This window comes from Curtobacterium sp. CFBP9011 (assembly GCF_034045095.1).
Taxonomy (GTDB): Bacteria; Actinomycetota; Actinomycetes; order Actinomycetales; family Microbacteriaceae; genus Curtobacterium.
Genome location: NZ_JAXCWN010000001.1, coordinates 874953 through 892457, shown reverse-complemented (window position 1 = coordinate 892457; position 17505 = coordinate 874953). Strand labels below are relative to the sequence as shown.

General features: G+C 72.1%; 18 protein-coding genes. 6 read left to right on the top strand and 12 right to left on the bottom strand.

Annotated elements, in window-relative coordinates; genetic code table 11:
- Positions 1–25: 25 nt before the first annotated feature.
- From SOM35_RS04265 to aqpZ, 3 genes are all read left to right on the top strand, one after another.
- Positions 26–391, top strand: coding sequence for an Asp23/Gls24 family envelope stress response protein (locus SOM35_RS04265; protein ID WP_414648548.1), 366 nt, complete (start codon positions 26–28; stop codon positions 389–391).
- 121 nt (positions 392–512) lie between these two features.
- Positions 513–713 (top strand): hypothetical protein, encoded by a 201-nt coding sequence (locus SOM35_RS04260; protein WP_111075123.1) that lies wholly within the window; start codon positions 513–515, stop codon positions 711–713.
- 58 nt (positions 714–771) lie between these two features.
- On the top strand, positions 772–1563 hold the full coding sequence (gene aqpZ, locus SOM35_RS04255) for an aquaporin Z (RefSeq protein WP_111075124.1): 792 nt from the start codon (positions 772–774) through the stop codon (positions 1561–1563).
- A 62-nt stretch (positions 1564–1625) separates the two neighbouring features.
- Here the strand turns inward: aqpZ and SOM35_RS04250 are convergent, their stop codons facing one another.
- The 5 genes from SOM35_RS04250 to SOM35_RS04230 form a co-directional block, all read right to left on the bottom strand.
- Positions 1626–2663 (bottom strand): LacI family DNA-binding transcriptional regulator, encoded by a 1038-nt coding sequence (locus SOM35_RS04250; RefSeq protein WP_320514508.1) that lies wholly within the window; start codon positions 2661–2663, stop codon positions 1626–1628.
- Between the two features lie 64 nt (positions 2664–2727).
- The gene (locus SOM35_RS04245) at positions 2728–3978 is read right to left on the bottom strand and encodes a Gfo/Idh/MocA family protein (protein ID WP_320514507.1); all 1251 of its coding nucleotides are present in this window, start codon (positions 3976–3978) and stop codon (positions 2728–2730) included.
- Positions 3979–4105: 127 nt separating this feature from the next.
- Positions 4106–5809: a GrpB family protein gene (locus SOM35_RS04240; RefSeq protein ID WP_320514506.1), complete on the bottom strand. Its 1704-nt coding sequence runs from the start codon at positions 5807–5809 to the stop codon at positions 4106–4108.
- Positions 5810–5892: 83 nt separating this feature from the next.
- The gene (locus tag SOM35_RS04235; protein WP_320514505.1) at positions 5893–6291 is read right to left on the bottom strand and encodes a hypothetical protein; all 399 of its coding nucleotides are present in this window, start codon (positions 6289–6291) and stop codon (positions 5893–5895) included.
- A 422-nt stretch (positions 6292–6713) separates the two neighbouring features.
- Entirely contained in the window at positions 6714–8885 is a 2172-nt protein-coding gene (locus SOM35_RS04230) for a phosphocholine-specific phospholipase C (RefSeq protein ID WP_320514504.1), read from the bottom strand.
- A gap of 252 nt (positions 8886–9137) precedes the next feature.
- On the opposite strand from SOM35_RS04230, the gene xylA reads away from it, so the two are divergent.
- Together xylA and xylB are read left to right on the top strand one after the other, a co-directional pair.
- Complete coding sequence (xylA, locus tag SOM35_RS04225; RefSeq protein WP_320514503.1) at positions 9138–10331, top strand: xylose isomerase; 1194 nt, start codon at positions 9138–9140, stop codon at positions 10329–10331.
- Positions 10324–11829, top strand: a complete 1506-nt coding sequence (xylB, locus tag SOM35_RS04220; protein WP_320514502.1) for a xylulokinase — start codon at positions 10324–10326, stop codon at positions 11827–11829. The genes xylA and xylB overlap by 8 nt, the downstream gene beginning before the upstream one ends.
- An 81-nt stretch (positions 11830–11910) precedes the next feature.
- Here xylB and SOM35_RS04215 read toward each other — a convergent pair whose 3' ends face one another.
- Positions 11911–12516, bottom strand: a complete 606-nt coding sequence (locus tag SOM35_RS04215; protein WP_320514501.1) for a helix-turn-helix domain-containing protein — start codon at positions 12514–12516, stop codon at positions 11911–11913.
- Positions 12517–12583: 67 nt separating this feature from the next.
- Here SOM35_RS04215 and SOM35_RS04210 point away from each other — a divergent pair, with 67 nt between their 5' ends.
- The gene (locus SOM35_RS04210; RefSeq protein WP_320514500.1) at positions 12584–13582 is read left to right on the top strand and encodes an NAD(P)/FAD-dependent oxidoreductase; all 999 of its coding nucleotides are present in this window, start codon (positions 12584–12586) and stop codon (positions 13580–13582) included.
- Here the strand turns inward: SOM35_RS04210 and SOM35_RS04205 are convergent.
- The 6 genes from SOM35_RS04205 to SOM35_RS04180 all read right to left on the bottom strand — a co-directional run bounded on the left by SOM35_RS04205 (position 13575) and on the right by SOM35_RS04180 (position 17455).
- Positions 13575–13946, bottom strand: coding sequence for a fluoride efflux transporter FluC (locus tag SOM35_RS04205; RefSeq protein WP_320514499.1), 372 nt, complete (start codon positions 13944–13946; stop codon positions 13575–13577). The two genes, SOM35_RS04210 and SOM35_RS04205, sit on opposite strands and share 8 nt — an antisense overlap.
- Positions 13943–14431: a fluoride efflux transporter FluC gene (locus SOM35_RS04200; protein WP_320514498.1), complete on the bottom strand. Its 489-nt coding sequence runs from the start codon at positions 14429–14431 to the stop codon at positions 13943–13945. The genes SOM35_RS04205 and SOM35_RS04200 overlap by 4 nt, the downstream gene beginning before the upstream one ends.
- A gap of 161 nt (positions 14432–14592) precedes the next feature.
- Complete coding sequence (locus tag SOM35_RS04195; protein ID WP_320514497.1) at positions 14593–15018, bottom strand: DUF6314 family protein; 426 nt, start codon at positions 15016–15018, stop codon at positions 14593–14595.
- Entirely contained in the window at positions 15015–15680 is a 666-nt protein-coding gene (locus SOM35_RS04190) for a pentapeptide repeat-containing protein (RefSeq protein ID WP_221849833.1), read from the bottom strand. Before SOM35_RS04190 ends, SOM35_RS04195 begins: the two co-directional genes overlap by 4 nt.
- Before the next feature lie 42 nt (positions 15681–15722).
- The gene (locus SOM35_RS04185) at positions 15723–16574 is read right to left on the bottom strand and encodes a LamG domain-containing protein (RefSeq protein ID WP_320514496.1); all 852 of its coding nucleotides are present in this window, start codon (positions 16572–16574) and stop codon (positions 15723–15725) included.
- Entirely contained in the window at positions 16571–17455 is an 885-nt protein-coding gene (locus SOM35_RS04180; protein ID WP_111075139.1) for a S26 family signal peptidase, read from the bottom strand. The genes SOM35_RS04185 and SOM35_RS04180 overlap by 4 nt, the downstream gene beginning before the upstream one ends.
- Positions 17456–17505 lie beyond the last annotated feature (50 nt).

Sequence of the window (17505 nt, the reverse complement as noted above, 5' to 3'; positions counted from 1 at the left end):
CCACGCCGCCACCGGCAAGACCGTCATCGACGACACCGTCGTCTCGAAGGTCGCCGGCATCGCCGCCCGCGAGGTCAACGGCGTGCACTCCCTCGGTGGCGGCGCAGCCCGTGCCATCGGCGCGATCCGCGACGCCATCGGCCAGCGCGACCTGGGTCAGGGCGTCAAGGTCGAGGTCGGCGAGAAGCAGGTCGCCGCCGACATCACCATCGTCGCCGAGTACCCGGTGAAGCTGCAGCAGGTCGCCGAGGGCGTCCGCTCGTCGGTCTCCCGTGCACTGGAGCAGATCGTCGGCATGGAGGTCGCCGAGGTCAACGTCACGATCCAGGACGTCCACATCCCGGGTGACGACGACAACGACGACGACAAGAAGGAATCGCGGGTCGAGTAGCCGCGCACGCGGGGCGGCACCACGACGGTGCCGCCCCGACCCCCACCGCGGTCGAGCGACCGGGTGACGCGGGACCGGCCGACCGGCCGTGCTCGGAGCACCACCGACAAGGAGTACCCCCATGCGCAACCGCCTCATCGTCACCGGTGTGATCACCCTCATCGGCTTCTTCCTGGGCTCCCGGTCCAACCGACCGGTCGTCAAGAACGGCGGGTCGTCGAAGCGCGAGACCGCCCGCCGGATCTGGAACGACCCCCGCGCCCGCAAGGGACGCAAGAAGCTCGGCAAGAAGCTCGTCAAGGCCGCCCGCAACCGCCGCTGACCGCCCCCAGAAGAACACCACACCGCACAGCACCGAGAGACCAGCGAGAGGAACACCAGTGGCCCGCGATCGTGAACCCGTCAGCACGTCGACCTCCGAGCAGCGCCGAGAAGACGCTGCCGCCTGGTCCCCCGGCGCCCGGTACCTGGCCGAGTTCTTCGGCACCTTCCTGCTCGTCCTGGGCGGTGTCGGTACGGCGCTGTTCACCGCGGGGTTCCCGAGCACGACGGACAACCAGACCGGTGTCGGGTTCCTCGGTGTCGCGCTGGCGTTCGGCCTCGCCGTGATGGCCGGCATCGCCGCCGTCGGGCACATCTCGGGTGGCCACTTCAACCCCGCGGTGACCCTCGGCCTGCTCGCGGCCGGACGCACCGACGGCCGCCACGTCCCCGGGTACCTGGTGTCCCAGGTCCTGGGCGGGCTCGCGGCCACGAGCGTCATCGCCGCCGTCCTGTCCGGCAAGCAGGGCGCGTTCAGCGCAGCGGTCGACTCCGGCTTCGCGTCGAACGGCTTCGGCGCCTCGAGCCCCGGCGGCTTCGGGCTCGGATCAGTGCTGCTCGCCGAGGCCGTGCTCACCGGTGTCTTCGTCGCCGTCATCCTGTCCGTCACGGCGAAGCAGGAGTACCAGGCGCTCGCCCCGATCGGCATCGGGCTGACGCTCACCCTGATCCACCTGGTCAGCATCCCGATCAGCAACACCTCGGTGAACCCGGCACGTTCGATCGCGACCGCGGTCTACGGCGGTGCGGTGCCGCTCGGGCAGCTGTGGGCGTTCATCGTGGCGCCGATCGTCGGCGGCGTCGTCGCGGGCATCGTCGTCCGCCTCGTGCGTCGGCGCGACCGGCACTGACGGCTCGGTCCGCATGCGGATGACGGGAGGCGGTCACCGGTCCGGTGGGCCGCCTCCCGTCGTCAGCGACCTGCGTCGGGACACCCACAGGAGCGTCGGAGGACGAGCTCGCCGGGGAACAGTTCGTGCGCGTGGTCACGGTCGCGCGCCAGCAGCCGCGTGACCGCACTCCGCGCCATCTCGTCGACCGGCTGCCGGAAGGTGGTCAGGCCCGGCCAGGCGTACTCCGCTTCCGAGGAACCGTCGAAGGACGCGATCGCAATGTCCTCCGGCACCCGGACGCCGCGCTCGTGGAAGGCCCGCAGCACACCCACCGCGGTCCGGTCGGACGCGACGAAGAACGCCCGCGGCGCCCGACCCGGGTCCGCTGACCGGTCGTCGACGATCCGGTGCCCGGCGTCCCGACCGCCCGGGCGGGTGACCTCGGCCGCGACGAACGGCCCGGCCGGCACCCCGGCGGCGGCGCAGGCCTGCAGCCACCCGATGTACCGCGGCTCGCTCGGGTCGTCCTGACCGACGAACCCGACGGATCCGTGGCCGTGCTCGAGCAGGTGTGTCGTCGTCGCGACCGCCCCCGCGCGGAGATCGGTGCCGAGGCTGGCGACCCCACGCTCCCGGATGGCGACGTTGAGGGCGATCCACGGCAGGCCGACACGGTCGAGGGCCGTGCTGTCGAGCGGGGTGTCCCCTGCCAGCACGAGCACGCCGTCGATCTGGCGCGCGGCGAACTCGCGGAACCGGGCGAGCACCTCGTCGGGGTGGAAGGACGTGGCCGTCGTGTACAGGGCGAACCCGCGGTCGCGAGCAGCAGCCTCCAGGGTGCTCGCGTACTCACCGAAGAACGGGTTGGTGAAGACGGGGTCGCTGCTGCTCGGCACCAGGAAGGCGAGCGTGTCGGCCGAGCCGGAGCGCAGGGCGCGTGCGGCCTGGTTCGGCCGGTAGCCGAGCTGTTCGACGGCGGCCAGGACCCGTTCCGCCGTCGCGGCGGCGACCGGCGCCGTGCCGTTCAAGGTGTAGCTGACGACCGCGTCGCTCACTCCGGCGAGCCGGGCGACGTCCCGTCGGGTCGCCTTCCGTGGCGCCGGCGTCCGGTCGGTCATGCCCTGCTGCTCCGCACGGAGGCCAGCCTAGGGCGGCGCGCACGCGGTCGCGCCGCCCGGCCGGTCACGCTCCGGACGACGCGCTCCGGACCGGCAGCGGCGACCCGACGGGCACCGGGGCGTCCCCGAAGTCGGGGATCGGCAGTCGTGCGCCGTCCTGCAGGGCGGACTGGAACGCGATCAGTCCGGGGAGCGTGTACCGCGCCGCGACCCAGGCGTTGACGGTGGGCAGCGTGCCGCCGGCGACCGCGCGGACGAAGTCGTCGACCAGGAACCGGTGGCTGCCCTCGTGTCCGTCCGGGGCGACGTCGAACTCGGACGGCAGGCGCTCGGCCTCCGCCTGGTGCACCTTCGCGTGCCCGGAGCTGAAGGCTTCGCGGAGGGACGGCGCGATGTCCGCCAGTAGCGGGTCGTCCAGACCGATCGCGGGCTCCGAGGCGAGCAGGTCGGAGACGTCCTGCACGCCGTCCTTGTCCTGCCAGACCGACGTCTCCGCGAGCTGCTCGAAGCTGCCCTCGGTGCCGAACCAGCGGAAGCGGCTCTCACGGATCGGGGACGGGTAGCCGACGCGGCGGAACTCGTTGATGCGCATGGACCCGCCGCCGTCGAGCTCGAACAGGGCGGTCATGTTCGAGAAGTCGTTGTCGAACATGCTGACCTGCTTGTCGAACACCCCGTCGTCGCGGTCGTCGCGCACGCCGATGCAGCTGACGCTCGTCGCGTGCCGGGGCATGGCACCCAGGACGCCGCCGATCGCGTGCGTCGGGTACCACATCGGCGGGTAGCTGGCGGTGGCCTTCCAGTCGTCGCCGCCGCTGTACTTGTACGCGTCGTAGAACCCGAGGTCCATGTCGTGCAGGTAGTCGCCCTCGGCGTAGAACACCCGGCCGAACGCACCCTGCTCGGCCTTCTGGCGTGCGAAGACCGTCGCCGGGTTGTACTGGCTGGTCTCACCCATCATGTAGGTCAGCCCGGTGGCGGACACCAGGTCGACGACCTCGGCGATCTCCTGCTGCGTCACGGCCATCGGCACCGCGGAGTACACGTGCTTGCCGGCCTGCAACGCCCGGGCGACGATCGGCCCGTGCGTCCACCGCTGGGTGAAGACGGCGACGGCGTCGATCGCGGGGTCGGCGAGCATCGCGTCCAGGTCGGCGTACGTGCCGGCGAGGCCGAGGTCGTCGACCAGGCGCTGCGCACGGCCCTCGACGACGTCGGTGGCGTACACGGCCGAGATGCCCGGGTGCAGCTGGAACAGTGCGGCGAAGTGGGACGAGAACTGGCCGGCACCGACCATGCCGAGGGTGAACGTCATGTGCTGTCCTCCTGTGCGTCGTTGCACACCGCCGGGTCCGACGGAGCGTGCAGCCAGTGTGACGGCGTGGGTTTACTCGTGTCAACCCGTAGCACGCTCGCGCTGCGGCATCGGCGGGAACCTGGCGTTACCCGGGTAACGCAGCCGCTGCCCGCGCACGACCCATCACGGCGCGGATCACGTCGGTCTTCGCGTCCGCGTAGTCGTTCATGTCGTCCCACGTCCCGCTCAGCAGCGCCCGCTTCGTCTGCTCGTACAGCGCCCGGTCGTCCGGGTCACTCCGCAGCCGGTCGCGCAGCAGCAGGTAGTCCTCGACCGCGGTCGCGCCACGTTCGTAGACGTGCACGTGGACGTCCCGCTCCGGCGTCCGCACCAGCCGGTGGCCGGGCTCCCGGACCCGCAGCTCGTACCCGGCGCCCAGCAGCGGCTCGAGGTACGCGGACTCGTCCGTGACGTCCGGCACGACGACGACCAGGTCGACGATCGGCTTGGCGGCGAGCCCCGGCACCGAGGTCGACCCGATGTGCTCGACCCGCACGTCGAGCGGGCCGACCGCGCGGAGGATCCGCTCCCGGTGCTCCGCGAACGTCATCGCCCAGGCCGGGTCGTACTCGTGCAGGCCGACGCGCAGCGCTTCGGGCCCGCCGATGATCTCGACGGTGGTCACGTCAGGGCGCTCGTCGGCCAGCCCGTGGTCACGGACGGGAGGCTCGTCCCCCGTCCCGACACCGGGTGCGGCCGTCGAGTCGCGGACCACGAGCGTCGTGGCGAGCTCGACCCGGACCGGCTCGCCCGGCGCGCCACCCGCGTGCTCGTCCGCACCCGCGCCGGCGTGCTGGCGCAACGCCATCCGGGTCGCCCGCTCCGCCATCTCTTGCAAGGGCTGCCGGATCGTCGTCAGCGCGGGCCGTGCCCACCGTGCGGGGGCGACGTCGTCGAACCCGACGACGGACAGGTCCTCCGGCACCCGGAGCCCGAGCGACCGTGCGGCATCGAGCACGCCGAGGGCCTGCAGGTCGTTGCCGGTGACGATCGCCGTCGGCCGGGGGTCGGCGGCCAGCAGCTCGCGGGCCGCGCGTTCGCCGTCCTCCCGACTGAACCGCGCGACGACGACGGACGGTCCGGGCGCATCGGAGGGATCGGGCGCACCGGACGGGACGGGCGTGGCGGCGGTGGGGCGGGCCTCCGGTCCGGCTGCGGCGAGCGCCGCACGGTGCCCGACCAACCGGTCGACCGCGCAGGCCATGTCGAGTGGTCCGGCGATCGCTGCGATGTGCGTGTGACCGAGGTCGAGCAGGTGCTGGGTCGCGGCCGCTCCTCCGGCGGTGTTGGTCGCACCCACGACGGGGACGTCGGCGGGCGGGTCACCGACCGGGTCGACGACCGTGAACGGGATGCCGCGGGCACGGAGCTGGTCGCGGCGGCCCGCGGTGAGCGCGGAGAACTGCAGCACGATCGCCGCGGGTCGGCGGTGCAGGACGCCGGTGATCCAGTCCTCGCCGACGGCGTGGTCCGGGCCGAGGGCGGAGAGGGACAGGGCGTACCCGTGCTCGCGGGCGACGGACTCGACGCCGCGGACGATCTCGATCGACCACTCGCTGGACAGGTCCTCGACGACGAGTTCGACGAGCGAGCCGGGGCCGGGCGGGGTGTCGCGCTGGGCGTAGCCGGAGGCGGTGAGCAGGTGTTCGACGCGCTCCCGCGTGGGTCCGGAGACGCCGGGGCGGCCGTTCAGGACCTTCGACACGGTGGCCAGGGACACCGACGCCCGGCGCGCGATGGCCTCGAGCGTGGGGCGCGAGCCGGACCGTTCCGCGGGGTCGATGGACATGTGCCGAGTATCCCAGGGCGGGTCGGGGTGCCGGCGGCTGCGCAGCGGATCTGTGGATGAGTGCCGCCGCTGGCAGGACGATCTCAGAAGTCGTTCTCGAGCACCATCTTGTCGAAGTCGCCGTCGGCGCACTCCGACACCCCGGTCAGGCTGTACCCGTCCTCGCGGGTGAGCAGCTGGATGGACGTGGTCGGCCCGCCGCGGCCGATGACGCTCGTGATCGGGTGCTCGCCCCTGCTCTCGTACCGCCGGGTGGTCATGCCCTCGGCCTCCCACGACTTCTGCACCTCCGCGAGGTCGGCCTCGCGGTCCCCGGCTCCGTCGCGGTCGAGGATGAGCTTGTACGTGACGCCGCGGTCGTCAGCAGAGCCCGGACACATGCTCAACGCCGGGCCACTCCGCACCGTCCAGTTGCCGCCGACGGCGGCCGTCGTGCGGTCGACGACGGTGCGGATGGCGGTCTTCGCTTCGCTCGGTTTCATGGAAGGTCCTTGGTGACAGCTCGTGAGCAGGAGTGCAGCTCCAGCGAGTGCTGCAACGAGGGCAGATCGACGGATCGTTCGACGCCCCGTCACGGCAACACCGCATGCCGGGCGAGAGGGTCTGCAGCAGAAGCGCGTCGGCGATCGAATTGAACTGACGTCATCAGCGTCCCCTCGCCCTCGCCCCCACGACGAGTGGATCCGACTGCCGAACCCCCTGCCCAGCCTGGCTGAACACACGAGTCGGAGCAAGTCAGCAGCGGAACATCAACTGGACGAGGTTCCGCGACTACGACCTCCGCTGGCCGTCACCCCCCTTGCCAAGTCTGTGATGAGCCCGGCCCGAGCGCCTTCACGTCAGAAGTGGCTCACTCATCCGATGGGCGTGCCCTGATCCCTGATGGCCACCACCCCGCGCCGGGTCACTCCACCCGCCCCGCGAACCGGTACCGGAACCCGGTGCCGTCGTCGGCCGTCACCACGACGTCGTAGTAGCCCCACGCGTCGAGCGGCCACCGCACCGCGTCCGAGTGCCGTCCGGCGAGCACGACGGTCTCGTGGTGCTCCACGAAGTCGTTCGCGGTGAGCGTGAACCGCACCGGCTTCCGCCCGCCGTTGCCGAGTCGCAGGAGCAGTCCGGCGTCGCGACCGGTGCGCGGCGTCGCCGTGACCTCCGGCAGTGCCAGGTCCCGGTCGGAGCCGGCGACGACCTTCCCGGCGAACCGGCGGAGGAAGCGGTCCGGGCCGTAGACGCTGAAGTCGTAGGCGCCGTCGTGCGCTGCGGTGTCCCACTCGTAGGCAGCGGTCGAACGGGCGGCGACGGTGTGCGGGCTGGACACGAACGGCAGCCCCGTGTTCGGGAAGACCTGGTGCGAGACACCCTGCCGTCCGTCGTTCCGCATCGTCAGGGTCACCACGCCACGGGTCCGGTCGACGGAGACGTCCGCGGACTGCCGGTAGGGCAGGGAACGGTGCCGCGTCGAGGTGCCGGGCTCCTGCGTCGGCCGACGCTGTGCGCCGACGGCGGGCTCGGTGACCTTCGGCTTGCCACGGTCGGCGTCGGCCGCGGCGACGAGCTTCTGCGTCTCGCTGAGCGGCGGGACCTCGGCCGGGGTGGGGATCGAGAAGTCCGGGTTCGCGAAGTCGAAGCACGAGGTCAGGTCGCCGGAGATGGTCCGGCGCCAGGCGGAGATGTTCGGCTCGTGGACGCCGGTCCAGGTCTCGAGGAAGCGGATGACCGAGGTGTGGTCGAAGACCTGCGAGTCGACCCACCCACCGCGGGACCACGGCGAGACGACGGTCAGCGGGACGCGGGTGCCGTAGCCGACCGGCAGTCCCGCGACGTACTCGTCGGGGGTGCCGGGTTCGGCGAGCGGCGGCAGCACGTGGTCGAAGTAGCCGTCGTTCTCGTCGTAGTTGATGAGCAAGACGGTGCTGGCCCAGGTGTCCGGGTTGCTCATCAGCGCCTGGATCACCGCGTTCGTGTAGTGCGCGCCGTAGTCGGGGCTCGCGGCGGGGTGTTCGCTCCAGCCGTAGGGCGCGACGACGAACGAGACGGCGGGCAGCGTGTTCGCGGCGGCGTCACGGCCGAAGTCGCTGAGCAGGTGCTGCACGTCGAGGCCCTTGCCGGAGTCCGGCAGCCACCCGTCGTGCAGCCCACCGCGGTCGGCCAGGTCGTGCACCGCGGGGTCCTTCGAGGCCAGGGCGTCGTGGTACTGCTGGAACAGCCAGAGCGGGTTGTCACCGTAGTCGCCGACGTAGGGATGGGTGCCGTCATCGCCGACCTCGGCGTTCGCGTAGGTCTTCCACGTCACGCCGGCCTGCTGCAGCCGCTCCGGGTAGGTCGTCCAGTGGTAGACGGGCAGGTAGTCGTCGGGGTTGTCGGTCGCCGGGCCGCCGAGTCCGCCCTGCGGGTTGATCGTGCCGGACCACTGGAACAGCCGGTTCGGGGTCGTCGGTCCGATGAGCGACGCGTGGTAGTGGTCGGCGACGGTGAACGCCGAGGCCAGGGCGTGGTGGAACGGCAGGTCCTCGCCGGTGAAGTAGCCCATCGTCTGCCCGCTCTTCGCGGTGACCCAGCGGTTCCAAGCGCCGCCGTTCCACGCGGTGTGCCCGCCACCCCACGAGTGGTCGAGGCCGCCGGCGTTCTGGGCGTCGTGGTTCGCGGAGTCGAGCGGGAACGGCAGCAGGACGCCGCCGTCGGTGCGGGTGGGGTCGGGCTGGGCGAAGACGTCGGTGCCGCCCGGCAGTTCGACGGCCTGCTTGTCGCCGAAGCCGCGGACGCCGGGGAAGGTGCCGTAGTAGTGGTCGAACGAGCGGTTCTCCTGCATGAGCACGACGACGTGCTGGACGTCCTTGATCGACCGGTGCCGACCGTGTCGCGGAACCGCAGCCTGCGCGGTGTCGGAGGACGGGCCTCCCGTCAGTGAGCCGGCGGCGACGCCCGCGGCGATGGCGGCCGCACCGCCGAGCAGCACCGTCCGGCGGCTGACGCCGTGTCGGACGGCGGCGGGGTGCGTGGCGCCGGGAGCGAGCGGCGGTGCCGCGCCCAGGGTGACGTCGGGTGCGTGCTGCTCGGGCTTCGGCCGGCTCATCGGGGCTCCTTCGTCGTGGTCGATGCGGTCCCGGCGTCGTGGCGGACGCGGTACCGGCAGGAGCCTCCGCGCGCGGGGTGAACGGACCGCCCCGCGTGCTCGTCCGGTTCGCGGCGTCGGGTCGAACAGCGGGTGGCCATCCGATGACCGTCCTCACAGCGTCGGGGGCGTGGACGGGGGTTGCGGACGCCGGATGGACGGGATATGTTCTCGCTGACAACAAATCCGCTCGACGACGATCGGCAGACCCCCATGGCAGTGCAGCCCACCCGCGACGACAAGTTCTCCTTCGGTCTCTGGACCATCGGTTACAACGGCTCGGACCCCTTCGGCGGCCCGACGCGCCCCCAGCTCGACGTGGTCGAGGCGGTCGAGAAGCTCGACGAGCTCGGCGCCTACGGCCTCACCTTCCACGACGACGACCTGTTCGCGTTCGGCTCGACCGACGCCGAGCGTCAAACCCAGATCGACCGCCTCAAGGGCGCGCTCGAGTCGACCGGCGTCGTCGTCCCGATGGTGACCACGAACCTCTTCTCCGCCCCGGTCTTCAAGGACGGCGGCTTCACCTCGAACGACCGCGACGTCCGCCGCTTCGCCCTCCGCAAGGTGCTCCGCAACGTCGACCTCGCCGCCGAGCTCGGCGCCGAGACGTTCGTCATGTGGGGTGGCCGCGAAGGCGCCGAGTACGACGCCGCCAAGGACGTCCAGGCTGCGCTCGAGCGCTACCGCGAGGCCGTGAACCTGCTCGCCCAGTACGTCACCGACAAGGGCTACGGCATCAAGTTCGCCATCGAGCCCAAGCCGAACGAGCCCCGCGGCGACATCCTGCTGCCGACGCTCGGCCACGCGATCGCGTTCATCGACACCCTCGAGCGCCCCGAGCTGTTCGGCGTGAACCCCGAGGTCGGCCACGAGCAGATGGCGGGCCTGAACTTCACCGCCGGCATCGCCCAGGCGCTGTACTCGGGCAAGCTCTTCCACATCGACCTCAACGGTCAGCGCGGCATCAAGTACGACCAGGACCTCGTCTTCGGTCACGGCGACCTGCAGAACGCGTTCTCGCTCGTCGACCTGCTCGAGCACGGTGCCCCGCAGGGTGGCCGCGCCTACGACGGCCCCCGTCACTTCGACTACAAGCCGTCCCGCACCGAGGACATCACGGGCGTCTGGGACTCGGCCGCCGCGAACATGCGCATGTACCTGCTCCTCAAGGAGCGCGCGCAGGCCTTCCGCGCCGACCCCGAGGTCCAGGCAGCGCTCGAGGCGGCCAAGGTCTCCGAGCTCGCCAAGCCGACGCTGAACGAGGGCGAGAGCTACGACGCCTTCCTCGCCGACACCTCGGCGTACGAGGACTTCGACACCGACGCCTACTTCGGCGGCAAGGGCTTCGGCTTCGTCAAGCTGCAGCAGCTCGCCGTCGAGCACCTCATGGGCGCTCGTGGCTGATCTCGCCTCCAGCGCGACCGACCCCGGTGACGAGCTCCTCGTCGCCGGGGTCGACTCGTCCACGCAGTCCTGCAAGGTCGTCGTCCGCCGCGCCGCCACCGGCGAGGTCGTCCGCTCCGGCCGCGCCACGCACCCCGACGGCACCGAGGTCGACCCCGCCGCCTGGTGGGACGCCCTCGGCACCGCGGTCGCCGACGCCGGCGGCCTGGACGACGTCGCCGCGATCGGCATCGGCGGGCAGCAGCACGGCATGGTCGTGCTCGACGCCGACGGTCGCGTGATCCGCCCGGCACTGCTCTGGAACGACGTCCGCAGTGCGGCCGCCGCTGCCGAGATGGTCGAGGAACTCGGCCGGGAGGCATGGGTCGCCCGCACGGGTCTGGTCCCGGTGGCCTCGTTCACCGCCACGAAGCTGCGCTGGCTCCGCGACGCCGAGCCCTCGCACGCGGCCGAGGTCGCGGCCGTCGCCCTGCCGCACGACTGGCTGTCCTGGCGCCTCCGCGGCTACGGCCCGGCGGACGAGAGCCCGCTCGGGCCGGACCTGGACGCGCTCGCGACCGACGGTTCCGACGCCAGCGGCACCGCCTACTGGGACCCGGCCCGCCGCGAGTACGACGCGGAGCTGTTCGAACTCGCGCTCGGCCGCCCGCTCCGGGTCGCCGAGACCGGCGACGACGGGGACGCGGTCGTCGTGCCGCGCGTGGTGGAGCCGTCCGAGGCGATGGGGACCCTCGAGCTGGACGTCGACCTGCCGGGCGGTGCACGGGCCTCCCGTGGGCTCGTCGTCACGGCGGGCGCCGGGGACAACGCCGGTGCCGCGCTCGGACTCGGCCTGGCCGCCGGCGACGTCGCGGTGTCCCTCGGCACGAGCGGCACCGTGTTCGGTGTCACCGACACCGCGATCGCGGACCCGTCCGGCACCGTCGCCGGGTTCGCCGACGCCACGGGCTCCCGCCTGCCGATCGTCACCACGCTGAACGCGGCGCGGGTGCTCGAGGTGATCGGCGGCCTGCTCGGTGTCGACCACGCCGAACTCGGTCGGCTGGCGCTGCAGGCTCCGGCCGGCGCCGACGGGCTCGTCCTGGTGCCGTACTTCGTCGGTGAGCGCACCCCGAACCGGCCGGATGCCACCGCGTCGCTGCTCGGCATGACGCCCGGCACGACGGACCGGGCGCACCTGGCCCGTGCCGCGGTGGAGGGCATGCTCTGCGCCCTCGCCGACGGACTGGCCGCGGTGGAGCGCACCGGTGTCACCGTGGAGCGACTGCTGCTCATCGGTGGGGCCGCGCAGAACGAGGCCGTCCGCGTCGTCGCGGCGCAGGTCTTCGGCCGCGAGGTCCTGGTGCCCGAACCCGGCGAGTACGTCGCCGCGGGTGCCGCACGACAGGCGGCGTGGGTCGTCACCGGGGAACTCCCCGGCTGGTCGATCCCCACGACGTCGATCCCGGCGGACCCGCACCCCGAGGTGCTCGAGCGGTACCGCGCGGCCGTCGCCTGACCGCAAGACGCAACGTCGGCGGCGAGACGCAACGCGATCGCGTTGTGGTTCGTCGCCGACGTTGCGTTCTGCGGGCGCCGTTCAGGCGGGCTTCGACCGCACGTGCGCCCGCTCGCCCTGCGGCCCGTACAGGCAGAGCACCTCGGTCACCTGCTCCGAGACGTTCCCGACCCAGTGCGGGGTGTGGGTGTCGAACTCCGCGACCTCACCCGGGCCGAGGTCGAACACCTCGTCGCCGAGCGCCAGTCGGAGCCGACCCGAGAGCACGTAGAGCCACTCGTAGCCCTCGTGCGTCTTCAGGGTCGTGTCCGAGCCGTGGTCGTTCGGCTCGATGAGCTGCTTGAACGACCGCACTCCCCCGGTCCGCTTCGTCAGCGGGATCACCACGCGGCGACCGTGCCGCTCCGGCTTGAGGTGCACCCGCGGGTCCCCGGTCGCTGGCGCCCCGACCAGGTCGTCGAGCGGCACCTGGTACGCGCGTGCCAGTGGCAGCAGCAGTTCCAGGGTGGGCTTCCGCTGCCCCGATTCGAGCCGCGACAGGGTGCTCACCGAGATGCCGGTCCGCTCCGCGAGTGCCGCGAGGGTGACGTCGCGTCGGGTGCGGAGCGCCCGGAGGCGCGGGCCGACCGCGTCGACGACGTCGGCCGTCGTCGGTTCGGTGGGGCGTGCCTCCTGGCCGGATCTCATGCGGCCGATCTTGCCACACCGGCAACAGCACTTGCCACGTCGGTCACGAGCGACCGAGGATCACCGCATGTCTCAACACTTCGACGTCATCGTCGTCGGCGGCGGTCCCGCCGGCCTGTCCGCCGCCCTCATCCTCGGGCGCTCGCGCCGCTCCGTCCTGGTCGTCGACGCGGGTGAGCCCCGCAACGCCCGCGCCGAGGGCGTCCACAACCTGCTGGGCCAGGAGGGCACCGCACCCCGCGAGCTGGTCCGGATCGGGCGCCAGGAGGTCGCCCGCTACGGGGTCACCGTGACGGACGGGAGGATCGTGGCCGCGTCCGCCACACCCGCGACCGCCGACGACCCGGTCGGCTTCCGACTGACCCTGTCATCCGGCGAGGTCGTCGCTGCCCGCCGTGTGGTCGTGGCCGGCGGGGCGGTCGACGTCCTGCCCGACGTCCCGGGGCTGGCGGAGCAGTGGGGCCGCGGGGTCGTGCACTGCCCGTTCTGCCACGGGTGGGAGGTCCGCGACCGCCGGATCGGGGTCCTCGTCACGATGGCGGCCGCCGCGCACCAGGTACAGCTGTTCCGCGCGCTGAGCGACGACGTCACGGCGTTCGTGGCGGATCCCGACCTGCTCGACGACACCGTGCTGGCCGGTTTCGCAGCCCGCGACATCCGGGTGGTCCGGACCCCGATCGTCCGTGTGCTCTCCGACGGCGACGCGCTGTCCGGAGTGGAGCTCGCGGACGGGACCGTCGTCGGGCTCGATGCCCTGGCGGCTGCGAGCCGGGTCGAAGCCCGGGTCGAGTGGGCCGCCCGACTCGGGCTGACACCGGTGGACCAGGAGGTCAACGGCACGGTGATCGGCCGGGTGCTGGCGGTCGACGCGGTCGGACGGACCGACGTGCCCGGCGTGTACGCGGCGGGCAACGCGGCGAACGCGATGCACACCGTGGTCGTCGCGGCAGCGGCGGGGTCGCAGACCGGGGCGGCCGTGCACGGCGACCTGCTGCAGGCGGACGTCGCGGCCGCGGTCCGGGGGCGCGCAGCGGAAGGAGTCGATGCGCCCTTCCCGGTCAGGTGAGGGCGCCGAGCGCGACACCCGCGGCAGCAGCGGCCACCGACACCACGAGCATCCCGAGCCCGTTGACCGCGGCGGCCGTGGTGCGGCCGCCGCGGGCCAGGCGGACGGTCTCGAAGCTGGCGGTGCTGAACGTCGTGTAGCCGCCCAGGAGCCCGGTGCCGAGGACCGCGACCGGCACGACACCGAGATGCCCGGCGGCGCCGGTCACGACGCCCAGGAGGAATGAACCGGTGACGTTGATCGTCAACGTCCCGACCGGGATCCGGAACTCCCGCCCACGGTTGACCGCCCCGTCCAGGAAGAAGCGCAGCGCCGCACCGAGACCGCCGGCAGCCGCGACGCCGAGGAAGACCACCGCGCTCATGCCCGCGCTCCGTTCGACCGGATCCGGCCGGCGACGGCGATGCCGACGCCGGTCGCGACGGCACCGGAGAGCACGGTCAGCAGCGCGTACGCGGTCCCGTCGAGGCCGCGGCCGTCGCGGAACAGGACCGCCGTGCTCGTCGCGAGGGTGCTGTACGTGGTGAAGCCGCCGAGGACTCCGGTGCCGAGCAGGAGCCGCATCGTCCGGCGATGGCCCGTATCAGCGCCCCGACGGGCGAGGTGCTCGAGCAGCAGCCCCAGCAGGAGCGCACCGGCGACGTTGATCCAGAAGACCGCCCACGACACCCCCTGCTGCGCCGGGAACGCCGTGCTGATCGCTTCGCGCGCGGCGGTGCCGATCGCACCACCGACCGCCACGAGGCCGAGGTAGCGCCACCGCAGGTGCACCGGTCGCGGTGTCGCGGACGTGCCCCGCGACAGCGACGCGTCGTCGATGTCGGGGTCCATCCCCACGGGTTCGGACATGGCTCTCCCTACCTCAGGCGCGTCGGAACGCGACCAGCTGAGATAGGGACTGTTGTCGACGGACGTCGAGGTTGGGTCCGGCAAGCCCCACTGCCGGGTCGGATGACGAGACCAGTATGCACCTCCGAGCGGGCACCGCGCGATCGCGTCCCGACCGGCCGTCACCCCGTCGGCGTCAGCGTGCTCGCGAGGAGCAGGTCCTTCGCCGGGCCCCGTGCGTGCCAGCGGACGGTCCACCGCTCGGGTGTCCCGGCGAGCAGACCGGTGTAGTCGTCGGGGGCGCAGGCGTGCTCGACCTGCGTGCCCCACACCCAATCGTGGAACGGGCGCCCGTCGGCGAAGCAGACCCGCCACCGGCCGTCCGGGTCTGCTCGGTCGCGCCGGACCGTCAGTGTCCGCCACACCGGGGTCGTGCGCTCGCCGAGGACCATCGTGCCGGCCTCGTGCCAGCGCACGGTGTCGTCGTTGACCGCGGTGAGCTCGGTCGTGCCGGTGACGGTGCCGCGCAGGTCGGCCAGCCGGTCGTGCACGGTCCGCTCGAGCACCCACTGCCCGAGCAGGTCGGTGGGCGCGAGTGCGTCGGTCACTCGACCCGGTAGCCGGCCTGGGCGGCCAGCAGCGGGGCGAGCGTGAACAGCTGCTCGCCGCCGATCGTCGCACCGCGCAGACCGTCCAGCCGCTCGAGTCGGTCGAGGTCGGCGCCCCGCAGGTCGACGTCCTCGATGCGGGTGTTCGTGCCCGCGAACTCGCGGACGGTGCTGCCCGGGAACGACACCCGCAGCAGTCGGGCGTCCGCGATGTCGATCTCGTCGATGACGCAGTCGCGGAAGACCACGTCGGTGAGCGTCGAGGCGCGGAGGTTGACGAACCCGAGCTTCAGGCCGACGAACTCGACGCTGGCGAGCGAGCTGTCGTGCAGTTCGGCCGAGCCGACCCGGCCCCCGGCGATCCGGACCTCCCGCCAGGCACCGCTGACGGCGCGGAGCACAGGGGCATCGAGGACCTCGACCACGCTGTCGCGGATCCGGAAGCCACGGAGCTCGGCGTCGCCGGCGCGGAGCGTCTCGATGACGCACTCCTCGACCTCCAGGTCGGGCAGGCGCTCACCGGACAGGTCGAGGACGCCGATGCGCTTGCCCTCGATGCGGTCGCCGGTCAGGACGTCGCCGGGGCCGGGCGTCCAGTCCTCCAGGTCCGTCGGTTCGGTCAGCGTGATGCGGGGCGCCGTGACGCCGGTCTTCCGTGCCATGCCCCCAGTCTGGCGCGCGGCACCGACGAGCGGGGACGCGCCTCAGCGCCCGGCGTTGTAGTGGTTCGCGATCTGTGTCGCGGAGAGCACCGAGCTGTACACAGCGGCGAACCGCATCGAGCCAGCGAAGTAGTAGTTGCCCGCGCCCGGCCACCCGGTGATCGTGTCGTAGCCCACGCGGAAGTACCCGTTCGCGTTCTCCGGGGTGGTGAAGGCGGTGTTCGACGCGACCAGGGCCCCGTCGGCGTAGAGCCGCATGCCCGTCGCGGCGGACATCGTGGCGACGACGTGGTGCCAGGCTCCGTCGCTGTACGCCTTGGGCGACGTGACGACCTGCGTGGTGTTGTTGTAGGTGCCGAAGACGAGCTGCCCGCTGGTGTTGAGGTACACCTGGCGGTCGTGCTGCCCGGAGACGGAGACCTGGTTGCTGCCGAACCCGATGAGCAGGCCGCCGGCGACCGTGGTCCGGAACCAGACCTCTTCGCTGAAGGTGGTCGGGTTGCGGTACATCGTCGGCGTGGAGACGAAGCTCGACGACCCGTCCAGCACGTACCCACCGCCGGTGTCGCGCGGGCAGGCCTTGGGGGTCGTCGTCGCCGTGGTCATCGACCCCTGGTACGTGCCGTTCGCGGCCTTGCCGGAGTCGTCGACGGCGGTCTTCGCGTTGCTGGCCTCGGCGAGCTGGTAGGTGAACAGCGCGTTGGCGTTGTCCACGTCGACCGCGCTCGCGCAGGTGAAGTAGCTGGCGGTACCGGCACTGTTCGAGCCGTTGGTCACCTTCGCGCTGAACGCGGACCGGGTCGGCGCGAACTGGTTGAGCACGATGACGACGGCGAGTGCGACGACGAGCAGGACGGCGACCACCTTGCCGTCACGGAGTCGGTGCAGGTTCACGCGGCACGCACCGCCTCGACGCGGCCGATCGCCATGCAGAACAGCAGCGGCAGCAGGCAGGCGGCGATGAGCGCGGCCCAGCCCATCGGGTCCAGGTCGATGTTCGACATCAACTGGTACTGCCCGTGGTGGGAGAGCTCGTGGATCGTGACCCGACCGACCTCGCCGTCCACCAGGTGCACGGTGTTACCCCCGACCGCGTCGATGCGGACGGGGAACATGCCGGAGGAGACCACGGTCGCCTCGACGGTGCCCTTCGCGGACGTGTTCGAGATCGTCGTGACGTTGACGAACGGCTTGAGCAGGAACGCGGCGTACGCCACGGTGAGCGCGCTGCCGGCGATGCGCAGGCTGCCACGGGTGATCCGGTCGGTGAAGGCGCTGGTCAGTGCCCAGATCAGGAGCGTGCCGATCAGGAGGATCGGAGCCGCCCGGAAGAGCCAGCCCAGGTGCGGGACGAGCAGGACCGGGGCGCCGACCAGGTTCTCCTGGGTGAGCGTCCACGGGTCCTCGGCCCCGTTCACGTCACCGCGGGCGTGGATGCCGCCGTCGGGGTCGATCGCGACGATGCGGTGCGTGTAGGTGACGTCGGGGTTCGCGGGCGTCTGGTAGGACACGATGTCGCCGATCCGGAGGGACGACGCCTGCACCGGCATGTCGAGCACGAGCGTGCCGACGGGTGCGGCTTCGCCCATCGACGGGGTCTCGACGACGAACCAGCGGCCGCCGTTGGTGAGGAAGAGGACGGCGGCGGTGAGGAGCAGTGCCGCGATCGTGGCGACCGACCAGGCCAGGACGGTCTCGGAGCGGCTGATCGCACGGCCGCCGAGGAGCGGCCGCGGGAGGGTCCCGCTGAGCGGGATGGCCGAGGTGAGGCTCATGTGCTGCTCCGTCCTGGTCGGTCGTGGTCAAGGGGAATGGCGACGCTCGA

Bases quoted from the DNA above. Each gene is read 5' to 3' on its own strand.
- xylA (WP_320514503.1), top strand. From the start codon at position 9,138: ATGGCAGTGCAGCCCACCCGCGACGACAAGTTCTCCTTCGGTCTCTGG.
- SOM35_RS04180 (WP_111075139.1), bottom strand. From the start codon at position 17,455: ATGAGCCTCACCTCGGCCATCCCGCTCAGCGGGACCCTCCCGCGGCCG.
- SOM35_RS04210 (WP_320514500.1), top strand. From the start codon at position 12,584: ATGTCTCAACACTTCGACGTCATCGTCGTCGGCGGCGGTCCCGCCGGC.
- SOM35_RS04240 (WP_320514506.1), bottom strand. From the start codon at position 5,809: ATGTCCATCGACCCCGCGGAACGGTCCGGCTCGCGCCCCACGCTCGAG.
- SOM35_RS04235 (WP_320514505.1), bottom strand. From the start codon at position 6,291: ATGAAACCGAGCGAAGCGAAGACCGCCATCCGCACCGTCGTCGACCGC.
- SOM35_RS04250 (WP_320514508.1), bottom strand. From the start codon at position 2,663: ATGACCGACCGGACGCCGGCGCCACGGAAGGCGACCCGACGGGACGTC.
- SOM35_RS04260 (WP_111075123.1), top strand. From the start codon at position 513: ATGCGCAACCGCCTCATCGTCACCGGTGTGATCACCCTCATCGGCTTC.
- SOM35_RS04230 (WP_320514504.1), bottom strand. From the start codon at position 8,885: ATGAGCCGGCCGAAGCCCGAGCAGCACGCACCCGACGTCACCCTGGGC.
- SOM35_RS04215 (WP_320514501.1), bottom strand. From the start codon at position 12,516: ATGAGATCCGGCCAGGAGGCACGCCCCACCGAACCGACGACGGCCGAC.
- SOM35_RS04245 (WP_320514507.1), bottom strand. From the start codon at position 3,978: ATGACGTTCACCCTCGGCATGGTCGGTGCCGGCCAGTTCTCGTCCCAC.
- SOM35_RS04200 (WP_320514498.1), bottom strand. From the start codon at position 14,431: ATGTCCGAACCCGTGGGGATGGACCCCGACATCGACGACGCGTCGCTG.
- SOM35_RS04205 (WP_320514499.1), bottom strand. From the start codon at position 13,946: ATGAGCGCGGTGGTCTTCCTCGGCGTCGCGGCTGCCGGCGGTCTCGGT.
- SOM35_RS04190 (WP_221849833.1), bottom strand. From the start codon at position 15,680: ATGGCACGGAAGACCGGCGTCACGGCGCCCCGCATCACGCTGACCGAA.